Origin of the sequence: Streptomyces sp. NPDC057486 (assembly GCF_042802415.1) — a bacterium.
Taxonomy (GTDB): Bacteria; Actinomycetota; Actinomycetes; order Streptomycetales; family Streptomycetaceae; genus Streptomyces; species Streptomyces yanii.
Genome location: NZ_JBHVEE010000032.1, coordinates 21,193 through 33,201, shown reverse-complemented (window position 1 = coordinate 33,201; position 12,009 = coordinate 21,193). Strand labels below are relative to the sequence as shown.

The 12,009-nt window shown below is 68.8% G+C and carries 7 protein-coding genes; 3 read left to right on the top strand and 4 right to left on the bottom strand.

What is annotated here, in order from left to right:
• Positions 1-10: 10 nt before the first annotated feature.
• Positions 11-931 (bottom strand): hypothetical protein, encoded by a 921-nt coding sequence (locus tag ACFU6I_RS17340; RefSeq protein WP_384366988.1) that lies wholly within the window; start codon positions 929-931, stop codon positions 11-13.
• 156 nt (positions 932-1,087) lie between these two features.
• Entirely contained in the window at positions 1,088-2,902 is a 1,815-nt protein-coding gene (locus ACFU6I_RS17335) for a beta-galactosidase family protein (RefSeq protein ID WP_384366985.1), read from the bottom strand.
• Between the two features lie 253 nt (positions 2,903-3,155).
• Here ACFU6I_RS17335 and ACFU6I_RS17330 point away from each other — a divergent pair, with 253 nt between their 5' ends.
• Positions 3,156-4,055, top strand: a complete 900-nt coding sequence (locus ACFU6I_RS17330; RefSeq protein WP_384366982.1) for a helix-turn-helix domain-containing protein — start codon at positions 3,156-3,158, stop codon at positions 4,053-4,055.
• Between the two features lie 11 nt (positions 4,056-4,066).
• Positions 4,067-4,402, top strand: coding sequence for a chorismate mutase (locus ACFU6I_RS17325; RefSeq protein ID WP_384366979.1), 336 nt, complete (start codon positions 4,067-4,069; stop codon positions 4,400-4,402).
• 331 nt (positions 4,403-4,733) lie between these two features.
• On the opposite strand, the gene ACFU6I_RS17320 is transcribed toward ACFU6I_RS17325, so the two are convergent.
• Both ACFU6I_RS17320 and ACFU6I_RS17315 read right to left on the bottom strand, forming a co-directional pair.
• Entirely contained in the window at positions 4,734-8,777 is a 4,044-nt protein-coding gene (locus ACFU6I_RS17320) for a ThuA domain-containing protein (protein WP_384366975.1), read from the bottom strand.
• 286 nt (positions 8,778-9,063) lie between these two features.
• Positions 9,064-10,041: a multicopper oxidase domain-containing protein gene (locus ACFU6I_RS17315; protein ID WP_384366972.1), complete on the bottom strand. Its 978-nt coding sequence runs from the start codon at positions 10,039-10,041 to the stop codon at positions 9,064-9,066.
• A gap of 757 nt (positions 10,042-10,798) precedes the next feature.
• Here ACFU6I_RS17315 and ACFU6I_RS17310 point away from each other — a divergent pair.
• On the top strand, positions 10,799-12,009 hold a 1,211-nt coding region (locus ACFU6I_RS17310), incomplete at its 3' end, for an OmpL47-type beta-barrel domain-containing protein (RefSeq protein ID WP_384367101.1).

Here is a 12,009-nt window from a genome sequence, read left to right as displayed (position 1 = left end):
CCCGACGGGCTCAGGTATTGCAGTCCAGTACGGTGCGGCACAGTCCGCACCGAGCCCGCACCCGGCCGCGGACCGGTACCCGGATGCGCTGGTGGCAGGTCGGGCAGGCGAACGAGACCCGCCAACCCCCCGGACCCCCCTCGAACCGGTACGGGACCCCGGGGGGCGCGGCGGCCCCCGCATGGTCCTGGGCGTACCGCCGGTCCTTCGCGTAACGGTGTCGGCCGGCCCAGCCCGCCGCAGCCAGCGGAGGCTGCTGTGCGTCCCGCAGCGCCAGCGCCCGCCCCTTCACATACGCCGTGTACGCCTGCGGACTCGTGAACCACGGCGACGGATCCTCGTCGAACACCAACGCCCGCTTGGCCAGCACGTATCCGAACTCCTCCGGGGTGAGATAGCCGAGCTTCTGACTGGAGGCGGCGTCCTCCCGGAACGCGTCGAGCAGCAGCCAGCCCGCCCCCAGATACGCCGCCGCCGTGTCGGTCAGGATCTCGTTGTCCCGCGTACCGGTGAACTCCAGACCCAGCCGGTGCAACAACACATGCGTCACCTCGTGCGACAGCGCGGCACCGATGTCCCTGCGATGCGTGCGGAAGCGGTCGTTCAGCTCGATGAAGTACTCGGGCCCCGCCGCGAGTTCGACACTCCCCGCATGCTCCATCGTCCGGAACCCGACGATCATGCGGGCATCCGGCAGATGCAGATGCCGGACCATCGCCCGCGCCACGCGCTGCGCCCCCAGGTACAGATCGTCCTGGTCGGAGAAGGCCGCGTCGGCGGGCAGCAGGCTCGGGGCGTACCTGAGCACACCGTCGTACGACAGCCTCCGGTACAGCGCGGTGATCGCGGACCGGACGATGTCCAGATGAGGGAAGCCATGCACCACCGGGCTGCCGTCCGGCACGTCCGCACCCCCATCCGTGACGCTCAACCGGCCTCCACTGTAAGCGGATGCGCGCGCAACAGTGGCGAGGACGGCCCCGAACACCGCTCGCGATCTCGGCCGGAATGCGGACCCTGTGAGGACTGCGAGCGCTTCCCGGCAATCCGGCAGCCACGCTCTGACGCCCCGACCGGCCCCACCGCATCAGCTCTGAGCGCCCCCGGGTGTGCTCGTCCGGACGGGCACACCCGGACCCAGCTCCACCCACGGATCCCCGGCGCCCTCCACCTCCAGCACCCATACCTCGTTGACGCCCTCGCGCAGTACCGGACCCGGTACATACAGCGTCCGCTGCGGGCCCGCCGACCAGTAACGGCCCAGACAGAAACCGTTCACCCAGACGAACCCGCGGGTCCAGCCCGGCAGTTCGAGCCCCGCGTGATCCGGAAGACCCGTGTCCGCGGAAACCGCCGACTCGAACCAACCCCGGTACAGCCCGGCACGACCCCTCTCGGCGACAGCCCCGAACGGCACCGCGTCCACCGCACCCGGCTCCTCGAAAGATGCCAGCCGCAGCGCCCGCGCGCTCACCCCGTGCAGATACTGCCGCTCGTGCCGGATGCCGCCCGTGATGCCCTTCGGCTCACCCAGCCGCGGCCCGTAATTGACCCGGCCCAGCGACTCCACCCACAGCTCGACCCACGCGGGGCCGGCCACCGGCTCGTCGAGGGTGGCGTTCTTGCCGCTGAGCACGCCCTCCCGGACCCCGTTCACATACACCACCGCCCGGTCCCGGAGGCCGGTCACACCCAGCGCATACGGGCGTCGCAAACCCGGAACGGCGACCTCGTACCGCACCAGCCCCCGGTCCACGCCCAGCTCCTCGAACGTCGGCGGCACACCGGACTCCGCCCGCTCCGCGTCGCCCAGCACCTCCAGCACCACGGACAGCGGCGCCCACCCGGTCAGCTCCGCCCGCACCGGCTCCGCAAGCCCGGACGGCTCCGGCGGCAGCTCCGGAAGCGGACCGTCCGCGAACTCCGCCAGGACCTTCCGGAACAGCCAGAACTTCTCGGTCGGCCGCCCGTACTCGTCGATCGGCGCATCGTAGTCGTACGACGTCACGGTCGGCTGAAGATCCTGGTCCTGCACCGGACCCGAGCGGTTCGCCCCCGCCCAGCCCGCAAAATTCGTCCCCCCGTGCGCCATGTAGACATTCACCGACGCCCCGCACTCCAGGATCTCCCGCAGGGCATCCGCGGACTCCGCCGGATCCCGTACCACCGGCGCGGCACCCCAGTGCTCGAACCAGCCGCACCAGAACTCCATGCACATCAGCGGACCCTCCGGCTGATGCCGGCGCAGCACCTCGAACGCCTCACGCGCCCCCGAGCCGAAATTCACCGTCGCCAGTACCCCCGGCACGGAACCACCGGTCAGCATGTGGTCCTCCGGCCCGTCCGACGTGAACAGCGGCACACTCACCCCGTGCCCGCGCAGCACCTCCGCCAGCCGACCCAGATAGACCTGATCGGTGCCGTAGCTCCCGTACTCGTTCTCCACCTGAACCATGACCACCGGGCCGCCGCGGTCGATCTGCCGCTCCACCACCTGCGGCAACAACTCGGCGAACCACCGCTCGACCGCCTCCAGATACCCGGCGTCCCGCGTCCGTACCCGCCGCCCGAACCGGCCCGTCACCCACGCGGGCAAGCCGCCGTTCTCCCACTCGGCGCAGATGTACGGACCCGGGCGCACGATCGCCCACAGCCCCGCACGGTGCGCCGCATCCAGGAACCGGCCTAGCGCCGCCACCTCCCGGAACACCCCGGGCTCCGGCTCATGCAGATTCCACGGAACGTACGTCTCCACACAGTTCAGGCCCATCGCCCGCAGCATCGACAGCCGATGATCCCACTGCGCCTCGTGCACCCGGAAATAGTGCAGGGCCCCCGACAGCAGGCGTACGGGCTTCCCGTCGAGCCGGAAGTGGTCGTCCCCCACGGTGAAATCAGCCATCGTGCTCGTACTCTCCTGTTGCGCCGGTCCCACCCCCGGGTCCGCGCACCCCGGGGCCGCACAACGGCACGCACCACGGAGCGGGCGAACCCGGGAGGAATGTTCCACCCACCCTCGCCCCCTGGCGTGCGGCCGGTCCATGGACAAAGATCACTGCTGTTTGGACACAATGCGCAGATCGCCGCGGCCGGCCGAGCCGAAGCGAGCCCGGCGGAGTCGAGCCCGGCCGAGCCGAGCGGAGGAAGGAAAGCGGATGCCGACGTACCACACCTGGATGCGATTCTTCACGCCCAGCCCGCTCCACCACCGCCTCGGCCTCGTCTGCCTGGGCGTCGGCCTGCAACACGGCGCCCTGCCCACCGTCGGTCCCCGCACCCTCGACCACCACGTCGCCGTGGTCATCAACTCCGGCAGCGGCTGGTTCAGCGGTCCCGACGGCCGCCGCATACCCGTCACCGCACCCAGCCTCATCTGGCTCACTCCCGGCACCCCGCACCACTACGGCGCCGACCCCGGCACCGGCTGGGACGAAGCCTTCGTCGACTTCACCGGCCCCGCCACCACCACCTACACCGAACTCGGCTACATCGAACCCGACCGCCCCCTCGTCCCCCTCGCCGACACCGCAGGAGCACGTGCCGCCGTCAGCCGCATGGTGCGCGCCGCCAGACGCGGCAATCCCCTTCTCGAAGTCGAGACCTCCGCCGCCGTCCACGAACTCCTCGTCGCCCTGCGCCGCGCCCGTGCCGACGTCAGCCCCGACGGCGACCCCGTCCTGCAGGCGCTCGCCCGCGACGCTTTCCAACCTCTCTCCGTCGCCGAACACGCGGCCCGCCACAGCATGACCCCCGCCGAACTGCGCACCGCCGTACGCCGCGGCGCCGGCTGCAGTCCCAAGGACTACCTCCTCGGCATCCGCCTCGGCCGAGCCAAAGAACTCCTCGCCGCAACCGACCTGCCGGTCGCCGCGGTCGCCCGCCGCGTCGGCTACGACGACCCCGCCTACTTCTCCCGCCTCTTCGCCCGCCGCGTCGGCACCGCCCCCGTCCGCTTCCGTGAACAACAGGGCCGCGCCGTTCCCGGCGGCTGGAGCGACCAGGTCCCCGACCCCGAACACCCACCGACGATCACCGCGTGGACCCCGGGCGTCTAAGCTCGACGACCATGACCCCGAGCGACATCGACGAGTCCGTACGCGCGGAACTGAACCGGCTCCGCGAGAGCATCGACAACATCGACGCTGCTGTTGTCCACATGCTCGCCGAGCGCTTCAAGTGCACCCAGCAGGTCGGCCACCTCAAGGCGAACCACAAACTGCCCCCGGCCGACCCGACGCGCGAAACCGAACAGATCGCCCGTCTGCGCCGCCTCGCCGAGAACGCGAAGCTCGACCCCGCCTTCGCCGAGAAGCTCCTGAACTTCATCATCGCCGAAGTGATCAGGCACCATGAGCGGATTGCCGGTGACCCCCCGACCGGCGACGCACCCTCCGAGAACTGATCCTCTGCACCCTGCGCCGTACGGCGGGCCGAGCCCGCGCGCCCCGGGCCCCGCGGGCTCGGGGCCGTCATCGCTGCAGCTCCTCCTACGGCCCGGTGCACGACGGAGAGTGCACCGGGCCGTTACCGCTTCCGGGCCTCCATCACGTCCTGAGCCGGCGACGTTCGCGGAGATCACCCACTCCACGAGGCCCTGACGAACATCAGTCAGGTACGAACACGCAGCGAGGGCCGCGACCTCAAGGCCGCGGCCCTCGCTTCCGTGCCGCTACAGCGAGTATCCGAGGGGGTAGGCATCCCCCGGAGTCACGCTTGGGGTCGACCGATCGCGACTACAGGTTCCGCACCCGGATGTTGCGGAAATCGATCTGGTCGTTGTTGCTGTGGTTCTGCAACCCCACGTACCCGCTGAGGAACTGACGCAGGTCCGTGGGCGGGTCACCCGCCCGGGACGACGACTTGCCGGGCGTGTTGTCGAACTCGTTGATCACCACGCCGTTGCGGATGATCGTGTAGTGCTGCCCGACCGCGCGGATCTCGTAGTCGTTCCACTGGCCCTTCGGGGTCACCCCCGCCTTGTCCAGGCCCACCGGCTTGAAGTTGTACACCGAGCCGGTCTTCTGGACCTCGCCCGTGGCCCCGTCGTAGATCTGGATCTCCTGACCGCAGTAGATCGCGAGCCACTCGGGGGCGGTGCGAGCCGAACCGACCGTGCCGCAACTACCGGCCGGGCGGTCGGCCAGCGGCGTCCGCGGGTCCGGGAACCGGATGAAGACACCGCTGTTGGCGTTGCCGTTACCCGGAGCCATGTCCCGGAACTGGAGCCTGACCGAGAAGTCTCCGAGCTCCTGCTTGGCGTACCACAGCATGCCCAGGCCGCCTGAGCTGCGGATGGTGCCGTCGGGCTGGAGGGAGAACTTCCCGGGGCCGGCCTGCCGCCAGTCGGCGAGGCTTGCCGCGGTCCCGTCGAAGAGGGGCCGGTACCCGGCGACCTTGCCGATATCGCTCTGCGCCGCCGCCTTGCTGATCGCCGCCGACTCGCGGTTGTCGAGGACGCCCTCCTTGCGGAGGTTGTTGACCACGCCGTTGACGTGGCTGACGAACTCGCCGTGGTTCGGCCAGGACGCCTCGTCGTCGATCAGGTCGTTGACGGTGCAGTCGCCGCCCGCGCGGTGGTTGGCCACGCCGGTGTCGGTGTCGAGCAGCTTGACGGTCGGACGGGCGTCGGGCGCGGGGCAGCCGGCCTTGGCGTCGAACGTCGAGGTTGCCTTCTCGCCGTCGGCGTAGGTGACCGTCAGCTTCGCCTGGTACGTGCCGTAGTCGGCGTAGGTGTGCGTGGGGTTGGCCTCGTGCGACGGCGCGCTGCCGTCACCGAAGTCCCACTCCCAGGCCACACCGCCGACCTTGGCACCGGAGAACGCCACCGTCTTGGGCTTGCTCTGGGTGATGACGCGCGCCCCGGCGTCCTGCGGCTTCGGGGTGGCCGGGCCACCCTGGTAGGTGATGCGGATGAGCTTCTGGTTGGAGTGCAGGCTGAAGAAACCGCCCGCGTAGTCGAGCATGTACAGCGCACCGTCGGGACCGAACTTGGCGTCCATCCAGCTCTGCAGCTGGGTGGAGCCGCTGCCCGGCGCGATGATGCTGCGCAGGTCCTCGCCGAAGGCCGGCGCGCCCGCGTCCTTGACCTGGTCGGGGTCGACGGTCACCGCGACCCGGTTGTTGGAGTTGGACTCGTCACCGATGAACCACTTGTCCTCCCAGTACGCCGGCCAGGCGACACCGCTCTTGGTGTCCACCTGGGAGCGGTGGTAGGTCGGACCGGACATGATGGCCTGGCCGCCGCCCTTGAGGTACGGCTGGGTGTAGGTGGCCTCGCTGTCGACGTAGCTCGGGACACCGCTGCCGTCGGAGCGCTCGGGGAAGACGGGGCCGCCGCCCTGGGGTGAGTACCAGATCATGTTGTCGCGGGCCGGCGGGATGTCCACCAGGCCGGTGTTGCGCGGCGACTCGTTCTTGAGGTTGTCGCAGTCGTACCAGCCGGTGAGGACACTGGCGTCGGTGTTGCTGCGGTCACGGTACGGCTGCCGGTTGCCCATGCAGTACGGCCAGCCCTGGTTGCCCGCGGAGGTGATGATCGTGGCCGTCTCGTACTTGGCCGGGCCCAGCTCGGGGCTCGACGTTCCCGCGTCCGGCCCGACCCAGCCGGCGTTGAGCCAGTTGTGCACCGGGTCGACGGAGAGCCGAGCGATGTTGCGGACACCCATCACATAGATCTCGGGACGGGTCTTGGCCTTGCCCGGCGCGAAGAGGTTGCCCTTGGGGATGGTGTAGGTGCCGTCGGGCTCGGGGTGGATACGGATGATCTTGCCGTTGAGGTCGTTGGTGTTACCGGCGGTGCGGCGGGCGTCCTGGAAGGAGACACCCTTGTAGTCCTGGGTCCAGTTGTTCCCGGAGTAGCCGCTGGAGCCGCCGGAGGAGTTGCTGTCACCGGAGCCGATGTAGAGGTTGCCGTCCTTGTCGAAGGACATCCCGCCACCGGCGTGGCAGCAGCTGTGGATCTGGGTGTCCCAGTGCAGCAGATCCTTGCGGGTGGACTGGTCGATGGACTCGTTCGCGAAGTCGTAGGTGAGCCGGGAGACCGTCCGCTGGCCGATCCGCTTGTCGCGGTCGATCGACTCGTACGGCATCCAGTAGATGTAGATCCACCCGTTCTTCTCGAACTTCGGGTCGAGGGTGATACCGACGAGGCCTTCCTCGTTCTTGACCAGTTCGTCACCGCTGCCCCGGTTGCCCATCACATCGAGTGTGGTGAGCAGCTTGACCTGCTTGGTCTTGGAGTCCCACTGGTGGATGGTGCCGCAGCCCAGGCCGACCTTGGGGTCGTTCCAGGAGCTGATCGGGCCGGACGGGCAGGCGGCCTTGCCGATGTAGAAGGCCTTGCCGTCGGGGGCCATGGTGAGGCCGTGCGGCTCACCGATCTGGTCGAGCTTCCCCGCCTGGTTCTGGGCGGTCAGCCGCTCGGTCTTGTAGTTGGACGCGATGGTCGCCTGGCAGTCGCCGCGGACCATGCCGGTGGTCCACTGGATGGCGCCGAGGAGGTGGTTCTGGAACTTCGTGTCGGTGGTGTAGCTCTCCTCGGTGCGGCCCATGCCGGTGTAGAAGGACCGGCCGCCCTCGTAGTCACGGCACCACGAGATCGGGTGGAACGGGCCGTTGGCGCTGAGCCCGGGCTTGTACTTCCCCTCCTCGACCTGGGCAATGGTGTGAACCTTGCCGATCGGGTTGGGGTCCCAGTTGATCCACTGGTCGGAGCGCGTCCAGTTGAGCGGAAGCCCCTTGTTGGCGGGATGCTGACGGTCCGTCACGTTGACGACGGACTCCTGGACCTTGGAATCCTGCGGGGGCGTCGGCTTGGCGCTGAAGAGCCGCAGCTCGGCCAGCTGGGTCAGCGGCTCACCGCTGTTGGCGGTGATGTCCAGCCGGTAGTGCTGGTAGGCCGTGCTGTTGGTGAACTGGAACTGCCTGGTCTGGAACCGCGACGAGAAGGTCTCGCCGGTCCGGGTGTCCAGGGTCTTCCAGGTCTCGCCGTCCTCCGAGCCCTGCAGCTTCCAGTCCTTCGGGTCCCGTCCCGAGGAGTCGTTGGCGGAGGTCAACGCGTAGTTGACCACCGCGACGGGCTTGTCCAGCTTCATGGTGACCCAGCCGGTCGGCGTACGGGCCAGCCACTTGGTGTCGTTCTTGCCGTCGAACAGCTTGTCCTTGGTCTCGTTCGGCGGGTTCTCCCCGTTGGCCGCGCTCTCGACGACCTTCTCGGGGTCGGGGAGGCCCAGGGCCGGGCGGGTGCCGATCAGCCCGGTGAACCAGGAGGAGTCGGACTGGGCCCGGGCGGCGTCGTGGACGCCGACGAAGCCGCCGCCGTTGTTGATGTACGACTGGAACGCGGCTTCCTGCTCGGCGTTGAGCGTCACGCCGTCGGCCGACAGGAACACCACCCCTCGGTACTTGGCGAGGTCGGCGGTGTTGAACACGCTCGCGTCCTCGGACTCGACGACCTTGAACCCGTTCTTCTCGCCGAGGTTCTCGATCGCCGCCGTGGCCTTGTTGACCGGGTCGTCCTGCTTGGCGGCCGGTCCGTGGAAGACCAGGACGTTCACCTTGGTTTCGGTGGCGGCGCCCTGGTCCTGGCCGACGCTTTCGACGGGCGGCTGCGCCTGTGCCTGCACGGAAGGCAGCGTGGACAGCCCCACGGTCAGTGCGGCGCTGGACAGCAGAACGACCGCGCGGCGCCAGGGCCACGCGTGACGAGAGGTCCGCGCAGGACGCGACGGCGGTGATCCGCTTCGTCTCGACAGGGCGAACAGGTCTCTCTTGCCCATGTGTGCTCCTTGACTCGATCCGGAAACGGAAGAGCGATCAGGGGATGGAGCGAGGGCTGCCGCAGGTGCCCCCGCCCGGCATGCGCCGGGCGCGACGGCTTTCGGTGGGCGGTCACGCTGCCCGGGAAGGGCAGGGTGCCGGAGCAGGGAGGCCAGGTTCGCCTCCGGTCCTCGCGGACGAGGACCGACCGGCGGCAGGTTGGTACACGCCCGTCAGGCCGTCAGGCAGGCCTGACGGGCGTGGCTTCGGGGGGCGGAGCCCGTATCGGGACCCCGCCGCTGCCTTCTAGTGGTGGGGCATGCCGCCGGGGACCGAGCCGTCGGCCTCGGTCACGAGGAAGATCCCGGCCATGCCCATGTCCGCGTGGCTCTGGACGTGGCAGTGGTACATCCAGGCACCTGCGCCGACCCGGGCACCCGCGATCACCTGGAACCCGAAGGAGTCCGCGGGGCCGACGGTCTTGGTGTCGATGATCCGGCTCACGTCCTGCGGACCCTGCAGGATCCCGGTGCGGTTGTCCGCCCAGCGGTGGCCGTGAACATGGAAGGTGTGGAAGAAATCCCCGTGGGTGATGACGATGAACTCCACCCGCTCGCCGCGGACGGCCGTGAAGGTGGGGGTGTCGTGGTGGGCCTTGTTGTTGATCGTCATGTCGTTGAACACGACCGTGAACTGCTTGTCGGGCAGCACGTCGCCCTTGCGGCGCACGATCACGGGGCCGTACAGGCCCTTCTTGAGGCCGCCCGTGCCGTGTTCGGTCCCCACGTTGTGATCGTGATAGTGCCAGTATCCGGCGCTGCCGGCCTCCCACGTCCCGTCGCGGTTCGGTCCCGGAGCATGGGTGCGCCAGACGTAGGTCCGGCGGCCGCCCGGCTCGACAACGCTGTCATTCATCTTGGTGCCGTCGCTGGCGACGTCGTAGTCCACACCGTGCACGTGCAGACTCGCGGCGACGTTCAGGTTGTTGACGACCTCGATGCGCATCGTGTCGCCCTCGGTCAGCTCGATGAGCGGGCCGGGGATCGACGCCTTACCGGGCTCCAGGCCGTAGCCCATTTGCCCGTTCGGCAGGTTCTCCATGTACAGCGTCAGCTCACGGACGGTGCCCTTGTCGTTTCCTTGACCGCTTCCTTCGCCGGGTTTGTCCTTCGGGGCGGCGGCGGAGGTGCCGAGCACCGTGGGCACGACCGCCGCGGCGGCCGCGCCGGTGGCGAACGCTCGCCGGGAGAAGAGGTGTCTCGTGCCTGCGCCTGAGTCGGTCATCGCTCTCCAAATCCTCGAAACACGAAGGTGCCCGAAGGCTTTTCGTCGTCGTGGTGTGAGTCGCCGCCGACGGCAGCTGTCCCGTCACGGCGGTACGCGGTGGTGCGCCGGGCGTTCGACCCCGCGAGACAGGCGGGGCGGTCGCCGGACCGAACTCCGGTGGGTACGGTCCGACTTGGCCGGACCCCGGTGGAAGCGGTCCGGCTTGGCTCGATGTGCCGGCTACGGCCGGGATCGGATCGGCTGGGCGAAGGGGGTTCGCCTCGGGACCTGGACACCGTAGCGAGCACGCATCCAGTTTTTCCAGACTCAGGTCAAAGTTGGTTGGATTCTCGTCATAGGTCTTGGCGGATAGTCAAAAGACCCGCTAGCTTCCCCTCGTTGCCGCATTGAAAGAGGTTGCGTGAACCCCGCCCTCGGGTTCGCGGCGCCAGCGGCCTCGCAGCGACAGGGGCGGATGCCGCCTGTGCGTGAGTGACGGCGGTCCCCGTCGTCGTCGCGCGCGGGCGACTACCGAAGCGCGGCACTCGCCCCGTTCCGTCCAGGGCGCCGGTCCGGTGAGCGCAGTACTCGCTTCCCGAACGCGCTCATCCCGGCGGCTGATCGTCCACCCGGCGGGACCGCGAGTCCTGCGCGGTGCCGCACAAGCGAATTCCTGAAAGGTGCAGTGGTGTTCAGAAGACTGCTCCATGCCCAGACGGATCCGCCCCCCTCAAGATCCGCGCTACGTGACCGATTCAGCGAGCATCCGGTGCTGATGGCACTGATGGCCGTTGTCTTCACAGCTTTCGCATTGGCCGTTCCGGCCGCGTACGCGGCGGTGAATCACGCGGAGAAGACCGCAGCGCCCCAGGTGCTCACCTGGACGGCCGGCGACGATTACACGAAGTACACGTCAGCCCCCACCACCGCGGTGGCGGGCAAGGCGACCATTGTGTTCGAGAGCAGTGCGGCGACCGGCAACACGACGGGGTTGACGCACACCCTGACGTTCGACGCCTCGAACACCGACTACAACAACGATGTCAGCCTCAACATCCTGGCGAGCCCCTTCGACTCCGAGGGAGGCAGGCACACGGTCGAAGTCACCCTCACGCCTGGCGTCTACCGCTACTTCTGCGCGATGCCGGGCCACCAGATGATGACGGGTGAGCTCATTGTCACCGCCGCGCCCGGCGACGACACCACTGCGCCGGACACGTCGGCGACGGTGTCGGGGACGAAGGACTCCGCCGGGAACTACGTGGGCAGCGCGAGCGTGGCGTTGACCGCTTCGGACGCGGAGTCCGGTGTGGCCAGGATCGAATACTCCCTCGACGGTGCCTCATACAGCGACTACACAGCTCCAGTTGAGGTCGACAAAGTAGGCCGGCACACGTTGAGCTACCGGGCGACGGACAAGGCGGGTAACACGTCGTCGGTGAAGTCGGTCGACTTCACTGTCGTGGCGCCGGAGCCGCCGAAGGACACCACGCCGCCCGAGACCTCCGCGACGGTGTCGGGGACGAAGGACTCCGCCGGGAACTACGTGTCCAGCGCGAGGGTCACAGTGACCGCTTCCGATGCTGAGTCGGGCGTGGCGGGAATTGAGTACTCGCTCGATGGTGCGTCCTACCGCAGCTACACGGTGCCGGTTGACGTCGACGCCGTGGGTCGGCACACGTTGAGCTACCGGGCGACGGACAAGGCGGGCAACACGTCGTCGGTGAAGTCGGTTGACTTCACTGTCGTGGCGCCGGAGCCGCCGAAGGACACCACGCCGCCCGAGACCTCCGCGACGGTGTCGGGGACGAAGGACTCCGCCGGGAACTACGTGTCCAGCGCGAGGGTCACAGTGACCGCTTCCGATGCTGAGTCGGGCGTGGCGGGAATCGAGTACTCGCTCGATGGTGCGTCCTACCGCAGCTACACGGTGCCGGTTGACGTCGACGCCGTGGGTCGGCACACGTTGAGCTACCGGGCGACGGA